Origin of the sequence: Pseudomonas sp. D8002 (assembly GCF_013385695.1) — a bacterium.
Taxonomy (GTDB): Bacteria; Pseudomonadota; Gammaproteobacteria; order Pseudomonadales; family Pseudomonadaceae; genus Aquipseudomonas.
In genome coordinates this window covers 26141-43262 of the sequence record NZ_JACAPM010000014.1, presented here as the reverse complement: position 1 = coordinate 43262, position 17122 = coordinate 26141, and the positions used below count along the sequence as shown (strand labels likewise).

Below are 17122 nucleotides of genomic sequence, written 5' to 3'. Positions count from 1 at the left end.
ATTCTCAGGCCACTTAGTACCGGCAAACAACCATAACTAAATAGGCCAGCCCACTGTCTAAATTACAACTCGAGTATCTTCCAATTTCATCACACGAAACAAAACCCCCAGATGGCGAGCCATATTGTCGATATTGGCTGTCGCCACTGCAGCCAGTTCCTCTGCAATTAAAATATTAAGATTTTCCATGCCCACTACTACCGTCACGCTATCGACCGGCAGTGGCGTCATGTCCAGCGTAAACTTCTGCAACACACGGGCCGCGGCCGCCTTGTAGGTGAGTAATTTCCCGGCAACAGAATAAACTGCCAGCAAGGTCCCGCTAGCCAGGTAAAACCCAAACTCTCCAATCTCATACTCAGCCTCGCCATCAAACAGCGCGGCCATTCTGAGTTGTTGATTACCGAGGTCTTCGTAATCGGCAATTGCGACTCGCTGGCGTTCATCCCGCAAAGCAACTTCACTGCCGTCGGGGTTGTAACGGCCAGTCCCTGCGCCAATATGGGTAATTTCACCTTTCAAACCCTGGTTCTTTGCCTGCAACACTTCACCCAAACCCTTGGAGGTGAAGCGCACCAGGCGCGTAATGTCTTCTGTCATGGCTGCGCCCTGAGGTCGTAATCGTTAATGGTGTAGTACCGGGCGACCCCGGTGCTGTGAAGTCGGGCGCCAAGCACGAGTTCAGGCAGCGCCCCCATGAGAGAAAGCTCGCTGTCGCAAAGTGCAGCATGAGCAACACCGCTCAGCGCCAGCCCACCCACCGTCTCGTGCACGATGGTGATGGTGGCCAGGTCCCGCTCGCTCTTGGCCGCGTTGATGCGGCGGATCAAACGGTTGTGATCGCCACTGGACCAACTGCGACCGATGATTGCCTGCACATCAAAGGTGTAAGGCAGGCCGGTTGGCCGCTGTTGATACCAGGCACTGATATTGGGGGTGAATCCCAGGGATTCGACGGCGTAGCTCAGCGCCTTGGGCGTACCGGCCTGACGCTGGATTTGCCAGGACAAGGCCACGGTGAGGCGCTTCTCCGACTCGCTGGCAGCGGCGTCCCATTCACTGACGCCGCGATCAGCGGCCAGGTAGGGAAGGAATTCAGCCGGCGTCTGCAGCGGGTTCATCAAGGCCGGGAATGGCGGAGTGACCCGATCGAGCAATTGCCCGAAACCCAGGTCCAGCGCCTTCTCCAACGGCGAACTGTTGGCGGGCAGCAAACTGCCTTTTGGCTCACTCATAACGTGTGCACCTCCACCTCGACACCCGTGCAATACGGAGCCTGAAACGCCGTGGTGACGATCGGCTCCAGCGGCTCAAGGATCTGCAGTTGCGCAGCGCCTGCCGAGTGTATGGCGTAGTCGATCCAGCTCGGGTCCACCCGCCCTTCCAGGCGATGACAAGACTCGGCGTAGGTTTGCAGCAGTCGCTGCGCGGCTACCTGGGTCAATCCGGAATCCGGACCGGCGTTGATCTTGGCCACCACCCGAATTTTGTAGCGCAGGATCTGCGCCCCCTGCACCGTGACGAGATCCGTTTCCGGTCGCACGTCAGGCCGGGCGAAATGCCGGCGTACACCGTCGAGTAGATCCGCAGAAGGTGTACCATCCCCGTCTCGGGACAGGACCGTGACCATCACTTCGCCGGGCGCGGTTCGACGGCCGTTGCCATCCTTGACCCGTGCCGCGTAGCCGTCCGGGTCGAAGGTATAAGTGACCGTCACCACACCCGGCGTAGCACTTTGCACTTTCACCGATGGACGCTCACCGAGGGTGAAAACCTCCCGCCGATACTGCATCCGCGAGCCCGCCGCCGGAGCGTGAGGCGCGAGGTAATAACGCAACCGGGCGTCATCGTCGCTCTCCAATGTTGGCGGTACCGGCGGGAAAGCCGCCGGGTCACCAGGGTCGAGCACCTGGCGCTCAAGGCCCATGTCCGCCAGGCGCGCATCGAGGTTGCTGCCGGTAGCCCACCACGCCAGCATCTGCTTGATGCGGGCGTTGTATTTGCGCTCGTGGGTTTGCAGGCGAACGCAAAAAGCTTCCAGCGCCAACGTCAGCAACTCGCTCTCGTTCTCCAGGCTGACCTTCAGCTTGGCGGCATTTTCTGGTGCACGAGTAGCGACGTAATCAACGACAAACGCCTTGAACTCCGCCAGCAACGGTTCGAACTCATCGACGGCAATGATCGCTGGCTCAGCCAGCTGGTTCTGGCCGGGTATCAGCATGCTCATGTCACCACCTCGAAGGATTGCTTGCGGTTTTTCCAGGTGCCGGCGAAGCGCAGCAACAGGCCGGCGCCCTGGCGGTTGGCGACGATGACTTGCGGCTCGAAGTCGGCGATGCCGTTCTGCGGGTTGTAGAACGCCTGGGCGGCATGGCTCTGGGCGAGAATCAGCAGGTCATCGCCGAGGTTTTGCCCGAGCAGCTGCGGGATCATCGAGCCGTACAGCGGGCGCTTCTGGCGAGTGCCCAAGGGCGTGGTCAGCGCTCGGGTAGCGCGCTGCACAAATTGCAGCCAGTCATCGACCGCCGCCCCGGTGTTTCTATCGATTCCGATCATGGGATGTCCTTGTCAGGGGCTGATGACTCGACCCTGGTGGTCCACCACCGGGCCGCTGAAGTGCGCGCCGCCGGCGTCCAGCAACAGGCTGGTGCCGCCGACTTGCAGCGTGATGCCCTGGGCGCTCATCGTGAGGCTGGCGGCGCCGACCTTGATGTCGACCTGTTCGCGGGAACCTGTGAACGTGGTGGGGCCATTGACCCAGTTGAAGGTATGGCTGGCGTCGTCGTAGTCGCTCTGGGTACCGTCCTGATGGCGGCGCCGGGTCAGTGTCGAAGCGCTGGAGACCGGTGGAAAGCGGTCGCTGTTCAAGCCGAACAAGGCCACCGATTGCGCCCCGCCCTCCCCGGCGCCGTAGTTGAGCAGCAAGCATTGCTCGCCTACTGACGGGATGCGGGTTTCCGTCTGCGCTCCGGCGCTGGGGTTGAAAAAGCGGATCGCCGGGGTGAGCAGTTCGCCGTGGCTGACCTTGCAGGTATTGCTGGCGGCGTCGACCTCCTGGCACACGCCGATGCGGCAGAAACTTTCGGCGCGTCGATACAGGTCTTCGAGCTGGCTTTCCATTTCCGCCAGGCGCTCCACGATCGGCCCCAGCTGCATGCGTAACAGCGCGTCGAACATGGGCTACTCCGCCAGCGGCTTGTATTGGTCGGGGTCGTCGATGTTCGACACGTCCCAGGTGCAGGCAAAAAGCGGCTTGCCTGTGGGATCGTTGAGCAACGGCGGCCCGATATAGAGGGTTTGGGTGAAGGTGACGGTCCAGGTGTCGTAGTCCGTCTCTGCGCTGGTGCGTATTGAAGGCGCAGCGACAATGCTGGTCGGCAGGTCGCACTGCGCCTGCGGCAGGTTCCAGCGGTTATCCAGCACCAGGTCCATCAGTTGGCTGGCCAGGTCGCAGGCATCAAAGGGCAAGGCACCCGGGGCCACCATGGCCTTGAGTGAAATCCCCAGGGCATGGGCCTTGCGCCCCTCGCGGGAGCGAAGGCCCGGCCCATTGCCTTCGACCGTGATCAACACGCCGGTGTCGTTCGCGCCGCCCTGAAAGTCCTGATGAGTGCCGACCTTAAGTTCCGGAAACGCCCTGCGCAGTGCCTCGCTGATGGCCTGGGGCAATTGGGAGGGTTTTTCGATAAGTGTCATTTAAGTAGCGTCCTTGCAACGGTTACTGCGGGTCCCGGCCAGGGCCTTCGTTGACGCCGATGCGCTTGGCCGCCCAGCGTTCATAAAGGCCGATGGCCACGTCGGCGCCGGCCATGGCGGTCAGGCACCCAATGGCGCCGGCCGTCCAGATCGACATGCCGGCGGCGTAGCACAGCATCAGGGCTGATACCCCGCACACCATGCAGGCCCCCGAACGCAGGGCCAGGCGCCGCATAAGCGACCAACCGCGGGCGCCTTCCTTGTCGGCGCGCCACATTTCTCCGGAAACCCCGCCAATCACCGCCAATACGATGACCAGCCAGATAGGCATTTCCGCCAACGCTTGCTGCTCGTTTGTCATGTCACGCCTCCTGGAATGAGTGATACCGGCAGGTCGCCGGTTGTAGGTGTTTGTTTCAATTTGAATGGGTTCTCTAGGTAGGCATTCCAAAAAGCCCGGCTGCCCGGGCTTTTCAGTAATGATGTCCTCGAACTTTCGGCGCTACTGGCGCGGTACGGTTCTTTCCTCAATGTTTTTCCGACCACGATCCCTGTCTGCCGGATAACTGCTTCTGGTGCTTTACGCTGCACACCCGGGCCAGTTGCCAACCCTCTGAACCGTTAAGGCCGGTTCATCGCTGCCTGTTCTTGAAGCGGTTTGAAACTAAAGAGCGTCGGCATCCTTGCCGGTATTGCCTGGCATCCTTGCCATCGCTTCGATGGCGTCCTTGCCGGTGTTGCGTAACGTCCTTGTCTTCCTTGGCAGCATCCTTGCCGCCTCCACCAGGCCTTCTTGGCTGGCTTGAGATGAAGAATATGCATGTATGCATATACAGTCAATGCACAAATGCATTTATTTTTGCGCAATAAATGCACAGGTGCATTTATAGCCCCGCAGGCAAAGGGTTTGGTGGTTTTACGCAGACGAAAAAAAGCCCGCTCACTGGCGGGCTTTGTCTTACACAGAAGGGTTAGCGGGCGTACATGCCCCACCAGAAAACGTGACCAAGGATGCTGATCTGTTCATCCTGGATTTCCTGGAAGCTGTAGTCCTCGTCCGGATGTTCATCGCGGTTGAAGCTACGCAGGCGAATCCCGGAAGGCAGGCGATAGAGCTGTTTCACCCGTAGCTGGCCGTTGTGATTGATGGCGTAAAGATCGCCATCGACGATGTCACCAATCCCGCATTTGCCCGCATTGACACCTACGGTGGCGCCGTCGCGCAGCACCGGCAACATACTGTTGCCGCGCACCGTCACGCACTTGGCCTGGTCGAACTGCACACCGTTATGCCGCAGGCTGCGCTTGCCGAACCGCAGGCTGGCCTTCTCGCTTTCCTCGATGACGAATCTTCCTGATCCAGCAGCCAATTCAACCTCGCGCAGAAAGGGGATCGACACCTCGTCATCATTAACGGGTGTTTCGTCGTCCCACAGGCTTATGTCCTTGAGTTCCGAATGCATCGGGTCACGCTCGTCCGACCGCACCGGCACCAGCCCTGCGCGCCCGCGCAGCTGATCGGTGCTGACCTGAAAATAATCGGCGATGCGCGAGATGTGCTTGTCCGACGGATCCACGATCTTGCCGCTGAGGATCCGGGACAGTGTGGATTGAGGCACGCCGGTACGCCGGTGAAGCTCCGTGGGGGAGATCCGGTCGCGGTCCAGCAGCTCTCTTAAGACGATAGAAACGTTGCGTTTTTGCATAACGCGGATAGTGCAGGCAGTTTTGATGCTTGGCAAATGCTAATTTGCATATTTAATGCATGGAGCAGCGAATTTGACCTGACCGTTTGTGCACTGCGAAGCCCGGACCGCGCGTGTTAACCTTGCGCCCATTGCAAAAAATGCTGGGCCAAGCGCCCCCTTTGCCCCATCACTTTCAACGAATTTGCCAACTATCCAATGAGTAAAAACACTTCCGATCTGTCCTCCCACACCCCGATGATGCAGCAGTACTGGCGCCTGAAAAACCAGCACCCTGATCAGTTGATGTTCTACCGCATGGGCGACTTCTACGAGATCTTCTATGAAGACGCGAAGAAGGCGGCCAAGTTGCTGGACATCACCCTGACCGCGCGCGGGCAGTCGGCCGGGCAGTCAATTCCGATGTGCGGGATTCCATATCATTCGTTGGAAGGTTACCTGGTCAAGCTGGTGAAGCTGGGCGAGTCGGTGGTGATCTGTGAGCAGATCGGCGACCCGGCCACCAGCAAGGGCCCGGTGGAACGCCAGGTGGTGCGTATCATTACGCCGGGTACGGTGAGTGATGAGGCGCTGCTGGATGAGCGTCGCGACAACCTGATCGCGGCAGTACTGGGGGACGAACGCCTGTTCGGCCTGGCAGTCCTGGATATCACCAGTGGCAACTTCACGGTGCTGGAGATCAAGGGCTGGGAGAATCTGCTGGCGGAGCTTGAGCGCGTCAACCCGGTGGAGTTGATGATCCCGGACGACTGGCCAAAGGACCTGCCGGCGGAACGTCGCCGTGGGACCAAGCGTCGTGCGCCGTGGGATTTCGAGCGTGATTCGGCGCTGAAAAGCCTGTGCCAGCAATTCTCCGTGCAAGACCTCAAGGGCTTCGGTTGCGAAACCCTGACCCTGGCCATCGGCGCCGCCGGTTGCCTGCTCAGCTATGCCAAGGAAACCCAGCGCACTGCCCTGCCGCATTTGCGCAGCCTGCGTCATGAACGCCTGGACGACACCGTGGTGCTGGATGGCGCCAGCCGTCGCAACCTGGAACTGGACACCAACCTCGCCGGCGGGCGCGACAACACCCTGCAATCGGTGGTCGACCGTTGCCAGACCGCCATGGGCAGCCGCTTGCTCACCCGCTGGTTGAACCGCCCGCTGCGGGATTTGACCGTGCTGCAAGCCCGCCAGACCTCTATTACCTGCCTGCTCGACCGCTACCGCTTTGAAAAGCTGCAACCGCAGCTCAAGGAAATCGGCGATATCGAGCGGATCCTGGCGCGGATCGGCCTGCGTAACGCGCGGCCCCGCGACCTGGCACGCCTGCGCGATGCCCTCGGCGCCCTGCCGCAACTGCAAGCGGCGATGACCGAACTGGAAGCACCGCACCTGCAGCAGCTGGCAGTCACCACCGGCACCTACCCGGAGCTGGCGGCGCTGCTGGAAAAAGCCATCATCGACAACCCGCCCGCGATCATCCGTGACGGTGGCGTGTTGAAGACCGGTTACGACACCGAGCTGGATGAGCTGCAATCCCTGAGCGAGAACGCCGGGCAGTTCCTGATTGACCTGGAAGCCCGTGAAAAAGCCCGCACCGGCCTGGCCAACCTGAAAGTCGGCTACAACCGCGTGCACGGCTACTTTATCGAGTTGCCAAGCAAGCAGGCCGAGCAGGCGCCGATCGATTACCAGCGCCGCCAGACCCTCAAGGGTGCCGAGCGCTTTATCACTCCGGAGCTTAAAGAATTCGAAGACAAGGCGCTGTCGGCCAAAAGCCGCGCCCTGGCCCGGGAGAAAATGCTCTACGAAGCCTTGCTCGAAAGCCTGATCGACAAGCTTGCGCCGTTGCAGGACACCGCCGCCGCCCTGGCCGAGCTGGATGTACTGAGCAACCTGGCCGAGCGTGCCCTGAACCTTGACCTGAACTGCCCGCGCTTTGTCAGCGAGCCGTGCATGCGCATCGTGCAAGGTCGCCACCCGGTGGTGGAGCAGGTGTTGACCACGCCGTTCGTCGCCAACGACCTGTCGCTGGACGACGACACCCGCATGCTGGTGATCACCGGTCCGAACATGGGCGGTAAATCCACCTACATGCGTCAGACCGCGTTGATCGTGCTGCTGGCGCATATCGGCAGCTTCGTGCCGGCGGCAAGCTGCGAATTGTCACTGGTGGACCGCATCTTCACCCGGATCGGTTCCAGCGATGACCTGGCCGGCGGCCGTTCGACCTTTATGGTGGAAATGAGCGAAACCGCCAACATCCTGCACAACGCCACCGAACGCAGCCTGGTGCTGATGGACGAAGTGGGCCGCGGCACCAGCACCTTCGACGGGCTGTCCCTGGCGTGGGCGGCGGCCGAGCGTTTGGCGCACCTGCGGGCATATACGCTGTTCGCGACGCACTACTTCGAACTGACCGTGCTGCCGGAAAACGAGCCGTTGGTAGCCAACGTGCACCTCAATGCCACCGAGCACAACGAGCGCATCGTGTTCCTGCACCACGTGCTGCCCGGCCCGGCAAGCCAGAGTTACGGCCTGGCCGTGGCGCAACTGGCGGGGGTGCCGGCCGAGGTGATTACCCGTGCTCGCGAGCACCTGAGCCGCCTGGAAGAAACCGCGCTGCCCCATGAGATTCCCGTGGCCAGCCCGGCCAAGGCCAGCAACAAACCCAGCGCGCCGCACCAGAGCGACATGTTCGCCAGCCTGCCTCATCCGGTACTGGATGAGTTGGCTAAGCTTGACCTGGATGACGTGACGCCGCGAAAAGCGCTCGAAATGTTATATGCACTGAAGACTCGGATATAACGCAGACGCTTGCAAGCTGGTAGACTCTCGCGCGGTTTGGGATGCTGCGGGCTTTTAGCCTGGCCTGCAGACTATCGCTCCCGAACCTCGCGAGCCCTGCCACAAAGGGTTTCGCTGCCGCCGCCTGAGGAGAAAATTAGAAATGACCTTCGTCGTCACCGACAACTGCATCAAGTGCAAGTACACCGACTGCGTAGAAGTGTGTCCGGTGGACTGCTTCTACGAAGGCCCGAATTTCCTGGTCATCCACCCGGACGAGTGCATTGACTGCGCCCTGTGTGAACCAGAATGCCCGGCCGTCGCTATTTTCTCCGAGGACGAAGTCCCGGCAGAGATGCAGGAATTTATTCAGTTGAACGTTGAGCTGGCGGAAATCTGGCCGAATATCACTGAGCGCAAAGACCCGATGCCGGATGCGGCAGACTGGGATGGCAAAAAAGGCAAGATTGCCGACCTCGAACGCTGATAGCGTCGATGCCCTCCAAAAGGCCCCTTGCGGGCCTTTTTGCATTTCTGCGGGGCGGGTTTCACTTTTCTACAGGCAAAAAAAAGGGGCGGTATGACCCGCCCACATTTTTTCCCTAGTCCCTGTGTTCCTTTTCATCTTCCTGATGAATCGCATCCTGCGAGGTTCCCTGAATCATCGTTCCTTGATGACTGTGTCAATCCGTGGACACAGGACTGATCTTAGAGAGTTCACGGGGAAGTTCAACGGGATCCAACCCGCCGGATTTTCGATTTAAGCGCTCAAACGCGAATAAATAATCCTTATATTTCAACTAGATAGAAATATAGGCAATCAATTCAAGACGCCCCCGCCGATGAAAAAATCCAAACGCTTACGAAAAAGTAAGTGAATGCTTACACCAGCAATTACGTAAAAGAGTAAAAAACGCCTCGTTGCTGTTCACCAGGCAAGAAAAAGCCCCGACAAGGTCGAGGCTTTTTTCCCATCCGGTGGATCAGTCGTCGCTGACAGTAATCGTCGGCATTGCCTGGGCCTCTGCTTCCTGCAGGACGATTCGCGCGCCTACGTGGCGCGCCAGCTCCTGGTAGACCATGGCAATCTGGCCATCGGGCTCGGCAACCACCGTCGGCTTGCCGCCATCAGCCTGCTCACGAATCCCCATGGACAGCGGCAACGACGCCAGCAGTTCCACGCCGTACTGGGTCGCGAGCTTCTCGCCGCCGCCTTCACCGAACAGATGCTCGGCGTGGCCGCAGTTGGAGCAGATGTGCACCGCCATGTTTTCCACGACGCCCAGCACCGGGATGTTGACCTTGCGGAACATCTCCACACCCTTGCGGGCATCCAGCAGCGCGAGGTCCTGCGGTGTGGTGACGATCACCGCGCCGGCCACCGGCACTTTCTGCGCCAGGGTCAGCTGGATATCGCCGGTGCCGGGCGGCATATCGATCACCAGGTAGTCCAGGTTGCCCCAGTCGGTCTGCGTGACCAGTTGCAGCAACGCACCGGATACCATCGGGCCGCGCCAGACCATCGGTGTGTTGTCGTCGGTCAGGAAGGCCATGGACATGACTTCCACGCCATGGGACTCGATCGGCACGAACCATTTCTGGTCCTTGATCTTCGGCCGGGTGCCTTCCGGGATGCCAAACATCACGCCCTGGCTCGGGCCATAGATGTCGGCGTCGAGAATCCCGACCCGCGCGCCTTCCCGGGCCAGGGCCAGGGCCAGGTTGGCGGCCGTGGTGGATTTGCCCACGCCGCCCTTGCCGGAAGCCACGGCCACCACGTTCTTGACGTTGGCCAGGCCCGGAATCTGCGCCTGGGCCTTGTGCGGGGCGATCACGCACTGGATGTCGATCCTGGCCGCGCTGACGCCGTCCAGGCCTTCGATGGCCATTTGCAGCATCTGCGCCCAGCCGCTCTTGAACAGGCCTGCGGCGTAGCCCAGCTCAAGCTGGACCGAAACCTTGTCACCCTGCACGTCGATGGCGCGTACGCACCCGGCGCTGACCGGGTCCTGGTTCAGGTAGGGGTCGGTGTACTGGCGAAGAACGGCTTCCACCGCTGCGCGATTGACGGCGCTCATGGGCTACTCCCGAAAAAAGACTGACTAAAACAGGCGGCTATCCTAACCGTTCCAGCGCCCCAGCGGCACGCTTTCGGCCTGCGGGAAAATCCGGAAACAGCCGCACGGGGTGAAATAAATTTCCCGGCGCTTTATAGTGGCCGACCTCCGTTTCATCAAGTAGCCGAGCCCCATGTCCGAGCCACGCAAGATCCTCGTCACCAGCGCCCTGCCCTATGCCAATGGTTCCATCCACCTTGGCCATATGCTTGAGTACATCCAGACCGATATGTGGGTGCGCTTCCAGAAGCATCGCGGCAATCAATGCATTTATGTCTGCGCGGACGACGCCCACGGTTCGGCCATCATGTTGCGCGCCGAGAAGGAAGGGATCACCCCGGAACAACTGATCGCCAACGTCCAGGCTGAACACAGCGCCGACTTTGCCGAGTTCCTGGTGGATTTCGATAACTTCCACTCGACCCATTCCGACGAAAACCGCGAGCTGTCGAGCCAGATCTACCTGCGCCTCAAGGACGCCGGGCACATTGCCACGCGTTCGATCACCCAGTATTTCGACCCGGAAAAGAAAATGTTCCTGGCCGACCGCTTCATCAAGGGCACCTGCCCGAAATGCGGCACTGAGGACCAGTACGGCGACAACTGCGAGAAATGCGGCGCCACTTACGCGCCCACCGACCTGAAGGATCCGAAGTCGGCCATCTCCGGCGCCACCCCGGTACTCAAGGATTCCCAGCACTTCTTCTTCAAGCTCCCGGATTTCCAGCAGATGCTGCAAACCTGGACCCGCAGCGGCACCCTGCAGGACGCCGTGGCGAACAAGATCGCCGAATGGCTGGACGCCGGCCTGCAACAGTGGGACATCTCCCGCGATGCGCCGTACTTCGGCTTTGAGATCCCGGGCGAGCCAGGCAAGTACTTCTACGTGTGGCTGGACGCGCCGATCGGCTACATGGCCAGCTTCAAGAACCTGTGCGACCGCACGCCGGAGCTGGACTTCGACGCGTTCTGGAACAAGGACTCCACGGCCGAGCTGTACCACTTCATCGGCAAGGACATCGTCAACTTCCACGCGCTGTTCTGGCCTGCAATGCTTGAAGGTTCGGGCTATCGCAAGCCAACCGGCATTGCCGTGCACGGTTACCTGACGGTCAACGGCCAGAAGATGTCCAAGTCCCGTGGCACCTTTATCAAGGCGCGCACCTACCTGGACCACCTGTCGCCGGAATACCTGCGCTACTACTACGCCTCCAAGCTGGGCCGTGGTGTCGACGACCTGGACCTGAACCTGGAAGACTTCGTACAGAAGGTCAACTCGGACCTGGTGGGCAAGGTCGTCAACATCGCCAGCCGTTGCGCCGGGTTTATCCACAAGGGCAACGCCGGGGTGCTGGTGGCTGAAAATGCCGCACCTGAGTTGACCGATGCATTCCTGGCCGCCGCGCCGAGCATCGCCGATGCCTATGAAGCTCGCGACTTTGCCCGGGCCATGCGCGAAATCATGGGCCTGGCCGACCGCGCCAACGCCTGGATCGCCGACAAGGCGCCGTGGTCGCTGAACAAGCAGGAAGGCAAGCAGGCTGAAGTCCAGGCGATCTGCGCCACGGGCGTCAACCTGTTCCGTCAGTTGGTGATCTTCCTCAAGCCGGTGTTGCCATTGCTGGCAGCCGACGCCGAGGCGTTCCTGAATGTGCCGCCGCTGACCTGGAATGACCATGCGACACTGCTCGGCAACCATCAGTTGAATGAGTTCAAGCCGCTGATGACCCGTATCGACCCGGTAAAAGTGCAGGCCATGACCGACGCATCGAAAGAAGACCTCGAGGCCAGCAAGACCGATACCGGCGACGCTGCACCTGCGGGCAATGGCGAACTGGCGAAAGATCCGTTGTCGCCGGAAATCGACTTCGACGCCTTCGCTGCGGTGGACTTGCGGGTGGCCCTGATCCTCAAGGCCGAAGCCGTGGAAGGCGCCGACAAGCTGCTGCGCCTGACCCTGGACATCGGTGATGAACAACGCAACGTGTTCTCGGGGATCAAGAGCGCCTATCCGGACCCATCCAAGCTCGATGGTCGCCTGACCATGATGATCGCCAACCTCAAGCCGCGGAAAATGAAGTTCGGTATCTCCGAAGGCATGGTGATGGCGGCCGGCCCTGGCGGTGAAGAGATCTACCTGTTGAGCCCGGACAGCGGCGCCAAGCCGGGTCAGCGCATCAAGTAACAATGGCTAACTGCCTCATGGTCTCGGCCATGGGGCGGTTTCAGCTAGTACCCCCTCCTCGCTTGCCGGATAATCGGATTCTGTTTGCTGTCGGCCCGTTGTTGGCTGTGGCTTTTCCGGGTTCCAACGCAATGATCAAACCATGAGCCTGATTCAACGTATCGACGCCCTGCTGCCGCAAACCCAGTGTGGCAAATGTGGGCATCCTGGCTGCAAGCCCTACGCAGAAGGCATTGCCCAGGGCGAGGCGATCAACAAGTGCCCACCGGGCGGCCAGGAAACCATTGCCGGCCTGGCGCAACTGCTGAAGCTCCCGGTGCTGGAACTGGACACGTCCCGAGGCGAGGCGCCCGCGCAGATCGCGTTTATCCGTGAAGCGGAGTGCATCGGCTGTACCAAATGCATCCAGGCTTGCCCGGTGGACGCTATCGTCGGTGCTGCCAAATTGATGCATACGGTGATTATCGACGAGTGCACGGGCTGCGACCTGTGTGTGGCACCTTGCCCGGTTGATTGCATCGAAATGCGCCCGTTGACCACGGTGGTGCCGATTGTCGGCGGGCTGGCCTCCAGTGATCATGAGCGCCAGGCACGCAGCCTCAAACGCGATCGGGCCCGGCGGCGGTTTGAACAGCGCAACGCGCGGCTGCAACGCGAGGAGGAACAGAAACTCGCCGAACGCCTGGCACGCACCAAGCGCGCCGCCCCGGTAGCTGCGGCCACGGTCAACCCGGTCCAGGCGGCCATTGAGCGGGTTCGTGCACAAAAAGCCGCGGCCATGGACGCCGCCTTGAAGAAGGCCAAGATCAACCTGGCCATGAGCCGCGCCCAATTGCACAAATCCCTGAAAGCTTTCGGCCACCCGCCGACCTTTGAACAGCAGTCGCAGTTGATCATTCTGCAACAGCACTTCGAAACGGCAGAGCAGGCGCTTGCAGCACTGGTGGTGGCTGATGCCCGCACCTGAACCCCTTGAGCACCGGCCCCACGTGATGAAGCGTGTACTGCCGGTGCACGCCGCGTTTATCCTGCTTGGGTTATTGGGCCCGTTTTTCGTAACCACACTGACTGTCCGCAAGGAACCGCTCGCCCCATGAACGCCGCAAAACGCCTGGAAATTTTCCGCCGGCTTCACGAAGACAACCCGGAACCGAAAACCGAACTGGCCTACTCCTCGCCGTTCGAGTTGCTGATCGCCGTGATTCTCTCGGCCCAGTCCACAGACGTCGGCGTCAACAAGGCCACCGCCAAGTTGTATCCGGTGGCGAACACCCCGGAGGCGATCTACGCGCTGGGGGTTGAGGGCTTGTCCGAATACATCAAGACCATCGGCCTGTACAACAGCAAGGCGAAGAATGTCATCGAGACATGCCGGCTGCTGGTGGAACTGCACGGCAGCGAAGTGCCGCAAACGCGCGAAGCCCTGGAAGCCCTTCCGGGTGTTGGCCGAAAAACCGCCAATGTGGTGCTCAATACGGCATTTCGCCAATTGACCATGGCGGTGGACACGCACATCTTTCGGGTCAGCAACCGAACCGGTATTGCCCGCGGAAAAAATGTGGTGGAAGTGGAAAAACAGCTGATGAAGTTCGTGCCCAAGCCGTACCTGCTGGACTCGCATCACTGGTTGATCCTTCACGGACGCTATGTCTGCCAGGCCCGCAAGCCGCGCTGTGGCAGCTGCCGCATCGAAGACCTGTGCGAATACAAGGAAAAGACTTCCGACGATTGAGCCATCATTGCTTTTATCGATGAGTCGATTGAAAAAATCTTTTTTACCAGGCCCGAGATTATCGTTATAAGGAGCGCCAACGGCAGTCTTAGCCTGGAGTTAACCTTATGAGCACTGGCAAAGAACAACTGGATGTAGAAGACGACGTTGTTGGCGCTGAATCCGACGATGATGCAGCAGAAGCACCGGTAGAGGTGGCCAAGACCAATTTGAGCAAACGCCGCACCATCGACAACCTGCTGGAAGAGCGGCGCTTGCAAAAACAGTTGGCCGATTACGACTTCGATCTCTAATCGATCCAACGATAAACAGAAGCCTCCCTTGCGGAGGCTTTTTTCTGACTGGATGTAAATGTGAGGCCGGCCTACACCAGGCCGTTTCGCTGGGCCAGCTCGATCAAGTCCACCAGCGAGCGGGCGTTGAGCTTGAGCAGCAAGCGGGTCTTGTAGGTGCTTACAGTCTTGTTGCTCAGGAACATGCCATCGGCGATCTCCTTGTTGGTCTTGCCGCGGGCCAACTGCTGCAACACCATCATCTCCCGTCCGGACAGGCGCTCGACCATGTCCGCTTCGCTGGCGTTACCCATTGTGGAGCGCACCGAGTTCAACGCCTGGTTGGGGAAGTAGCTGTACCCGCACAGCACCGCCTTGACCGCGCTCAACAGCTCGGTGAGATCCTGTTGCTTGCACACGTAGCCGGCAGCACCCGCCTGCATGCACCGCATCGAGAAATGCCCGGGCGCCTGGGACGTCAGCACCAGCACCTTGAAGGGATGTGCCTGTTTGGTTGATGACAGCCGGCATATAACTTCCAGGCCATCGAGTTTGGGAATTCCAATATCCAGTATGACAATGTCCGGCATATGCTCGCGCGCAAGTTGCAAGGCATCGACACCGTTATCGGTCTCGGCAACGACCTCATAACTATGACGTTCCATTAGCATACGCACAGCAAGACGAATGACGGGATGATCATCCACGATCAGCACTTTATTCATGGGCAAGTCCAATTTCGCTGTTCGAATTATTAAGAGTAAGCACAATAGCCTAGTCGTTTCTCGCTTGGCATAGCGCTCCCCCCCAAGCAACAGCAAGCAGAGACCTAACCCACAAAGACATAGGATTTAACCTACAAAAAAACGCCAGATCGGAGCTATTCAGTTTTGTTGGGGCTTTCAGAACTTTCCGAGCACAAACATATTTTGAGTGAAAATTCCCAGGATTACGCGGGCCCGGGTAAACGCGCCGTACACAAGTTTCAGGAAATGCCCCTTGTGCGCTGTCAGAAGACCTGTGAACCCGGAGGGAAACCGGGTTTTTAAAAGTTCCATTCGACATAATTACTAACGCTCCATAAATCCTACAGGCATGTCAGCATCTGACATATTCGCGGTACATTTCTGAGTGAATTTTCTGTAGTACATAGTTCCTGCCTACAAGAAAAAATCTCACTTTCAACAATGCATCACTTATCGATCGAAATTAATAAACATTGCCCCCGTAAAAATATAAACACTCCAGATCATCTCCTGGAGTACCTGAACTTTTTCGAAGCGAACAATAAACACAGGCGCGCGCCCGATGATTCCGGATGTATTTTCAACCAAAAAAAAATGGCCCCTTGAGGGGCCATTTTTCATTGCAACTTACAACACTCAGAACAACTTGCGACCTTTGTTGGCCGCAATGCGCATGCGCAACGCGTTCAGCTTGATGAAGCCTGCCGCGTCTGCCTGGTTGTAGGCGCCGCCATCTTCTTCAAAAGTGGCGATGTTGGCGTCGAACAACGACTCATCGGACTTGCGACCGGTCACGATCACGTTGCCCTTGTACAGCTTCAGGCGCACAACGCCGTTCACGTGGACCTGGGAAGCGTCGATCATCTGTTGCAGCATCAGACGCTCCGGGCTCCACCAGTAGCCGGTGTAGATCAGGCTGGCGTACTTGGGCATCAACTCGTCTTTGAGGTGAGCCACTTCACGGTCCAGGGTGATGGACTCAATGGCGCGGTGAGCGCGCAGCATGATGGTGCCGCCCGGGGTTTCGTAGCAACCACGGGACTTCATGCCCACGTAACGGTTCTCGACGATGTCGAGGCGGCCGATACCGTGTTCGCCACCGATACGGTTCAGGGTCGCCAGTACGGTGGCCGGGGTCATTTCGACGCCGTCCAGCGCGACGATGTCGCCGTTGCGGTAGGTCAGTTCCAGGTACTGGGCCTTGTCAGGAGCGTTCTCCGGGGAGACGGTCCATTTCCACATGTCTTCTTCGTGCTCGGTCCAGGTGTCTTCCAGCACGCCGCCTTCATAGGAGATGTGCAGCAAGTTGGCGTCCATCGAGTACGGGGACTTCTTCTTGCCGTGACGCTCGATCGGGATCGCGTGCTTTTCAGCGTAGTCCATCAGCTTTTCACGGGACAACAGGTCCCATTCACGCCACGGAGCAATCACTTTTACGCCTGGCTTCAAGGCGTAGGCGCCCAGTTCGAAACGCACCTGGTCGTTGCCCTTGCCGGTGGCGCCATGGGAAATGGCGTCGGCGCCGGTTTCGTTGGCGATTTCGATCAGGCGCTTGGCGATCAGCGGACGTGCGATGGAAGTACCCAGCAGGTACTCGCCTTCGTAGACAGTGTTGGCGCGAAACATCGGGAAAACGAAATCGCGGACGAACTCTTCGCGCAGGTCGTCAATGTAGATCTCTTTCACGCCCATGGCTTGCGCCTTGGCACGTGCAGGTTCGACCTCTTCGCCCTGACCCAGGTCAGCGGTGAAGGTCACCACTTCACAGTTATAAGTATCCTGCAGCCACTTGAGGATCACCGAAGTGTCCAGGCCGCCGGAATACGCGAGAACGACCTTGTTTACGTCGGCCATGCCATCACTCCACGGGGTTGTACGGAAAGGCGTCGATTCTACCGA

Annotated in this window: 16 protein-coding genes and 1 pseudogene; 6 read left to right on the top strand and 11 right to left on the bottom strand. The window is 59.4% G+C overall.

The features are described 5' to 3' along the window. Positions 1-57: 57 nt before the first annotated feature. The 8 genes from HX807_RS08620 to HX807_RS08585 all read right to left on the bottom strand — a co-directional run bounded on the left by HX807_RS08620 (position 58) and on the right by HX807_RS08585 (position 5402). The gene (locus HX807_RS08620; protein WP_102604884.1) at positions 58-600 is read right to left on the bottom strand and encodes a hypothetical protein; all 543 of its coding nucleotides are present in this window, start codon (positions 598-600) and stop codon (positions 58-60) included. Then, positions 597-1235, bottom strand: a complete 639-nt coding sequence (locus HX807_RS08615; protein WP_003208671.1) for a phage tail protein I — start codon at positions 1233-1235, stop codon at positions 597-599. Before HX807_RS08615 ends, HX807_RS08620 begins: the two co-directional genes overlap by 4 nt. Next, positions 1232-2227, bottom strand: a complete 996-nt coding sequence (locus HX807_RS08610) for a baseplate J/gp47 family protein (protein ID WP_102604886.1) — start codon at positions 2225-2227, stop codon at positions 1232-1234. The genes HX807_RS08615 and HX807_RS08610 overlap by 4 nt, the downstream gene beginning before the upstream one ends. Continuing rightward, entirely contained in the window at positions 2224-2556 is a 333-nt protein-coding gene (locus tag HX807_RS08605) for a phage baseplate protein (protein ID WP_003208675.1), read from the bottom strand. Before HX807_RS08605 ends, HX807_RS08610 begins: the two co-directional genes overlap by 4 nt. Positions 2557-2568: 12 nt before the next feature. Next, positions 2569-3177: a phage baseplate assembly protein V gene (locus tag HX807_RS08600; RefSeq protein ID WP_177041848.1), complete on the bottom strand. Its 609-nt coding sequence runs from the start codon at positions 3175-3177 to the stop codon at positions 2569-2571. A 3-nt stretch (positions 3178-3180) separates the two neighbouring features. Beyond that, the gene (locus HX807_RS08595) at positions 3181-3696 is read right to left on the bottom strand and encodes a hypothetical protein (RefSeq protein WP_177049754.1); all 516 of its coding nucleotides are present in this window, start codon (positions 3694-3696) and stop codon (positions 3181-3183) included. 22 nt (positions 3697-3718) lie between these two features. Continuing rightward, entirely contained in the window at positions 3719-4057 is a 339-nt protein-coding gene (locus HX807_RS08590; protein ID WP_003208680.1) for a phage holin family protein, read from the bottom strand. 610 nt (positions 4058-4667) lie between these two features. Next, complete coding sequence (locus tag HX807_RS08585) at positions 4668-5402, bottom strand: XRE family transcriptional regulator (RefSeq protein WP_032899152.1); 735 nt, start codon at positions 5400-5402, stop codon at positions 4668-4670. Positions 5403-5600: 198 nt separating this feature from the next. Between HX807_RS08585 and mutS the strand changes: the two genes are divergently transcribed. Together mutS and fdxA are read left to right on the top strand one after the other, a co-directional pair. Beyond that, positions 5601-8192, top strand: coding sequence for a DNA mismatch repair protein MutS (mutS, locus tag HX807_RS08580; protein WP_008433521.1), 2592 nt, complete (start codon positions 5601-5603; stop codon positions 8190-8192). Between the two features lie 142 nt (positions 8193-8334). Further along, entirely contained in the window at positions 8335-8658 is a 324-nt protein-coding gene (gene fdxA, locus HX807_RS08575; RefSeq protein WP_177049752.1) for a ferredoxin FdxA, read from the top strand. 496 nt (positions 8659-9154) lie between these two features. Here the strand turns inward: fdxA and apbC are convergent, their stop codons facing one another. Next, entirely contained in the window at positions 9155-10249 is a 1095-nt protein-coding gene (gene apbC / locus HX807_RS08570) for an iron-sulfur cluster carrier protein ApbC (RefSeq protein ID WP_102604890.1), read from the bottom strand. A gap of 172 nt (positions 10250-10421) precedes the next feature. On the opposite strand from apbC, the gene metG reads away from it, so the two are divergent. The 4 genes and pseudogenes from metG (at position 10422) to HX807_RS08550 (ending at position 14498) form a co-directional block, all read left to right on the top strand. Beyond that, positions 10422-12473, top strand: coding sequence for a methionine--tRNA ligase (gene metG, locus HX807_RS08565; RefSeq protein WP_003208690.1), 2052 nt, complete (start codon positions 10422-10424; stop codon positions 12471-12473). 121 nt (positions 12474-12594) lie between these two features. After that, positions 12595-13416 (top strand): annotated as a pseudogene (gene rsxB, locus HX807_RS08560) (electron transport complex subunit RsxB); the annotation flags it as partial. Positions 13417-13566: 150 nt separating this feature from the next. Continuing rightward, the gene (nth, locus tag HX807_RS08555) at positions 13567-14205 is read left to right on the top strand and encodes an endonuclease III (RefSeq protein ID WP_010170146.1); all 639 of its coding nucleotides are present in this window, start codon (positions 13567-13569) and stop codon (positions 14203-14205) included. Between the two features lie 107 nt (positions 14206-14312). Beyond that, positions 14313-14498 carry a PA3496 family putative envelope integrity protein gene (locus HX807_RS08550; protein WP_003208696.1) on the top strand — a complete coding sequence of 62 codons (186 nt, stop codon included), beginning with the start codon at positions 14313-14315 and terminating at the stop codon, positions 14496-14498. A 71-nt stretch (positions 14499-14569) separates the two neighbouring features. Here HX807_RS08550 and HX807_RS08545 read toward each other — a convergent pair whose 3' ends face one another. After that, a complete protein-coding gene (locus HX807_RS08545) occupies positions 14570-15202 on the bottom strand; it encodes a response regulator transcription factor (protein WP_003208698.1) in 633 nt (210 codons plus the stop codon). A 657-nt stretch (positions 15203-15859) separates the two neighbouring features. Beyond that, positions 15860-17077: an argininosuccinate synthase gene (locus HX807_RS08540; RefSeq protein WP_003208700.1), complete on the bottom strand. Its 1218-nt coding sequence runs from the start codon at positions 17075-17077 to the stop codon at positions 15860-15862. Positions 17078-17122: the final 45 nt, after the last annotated feature.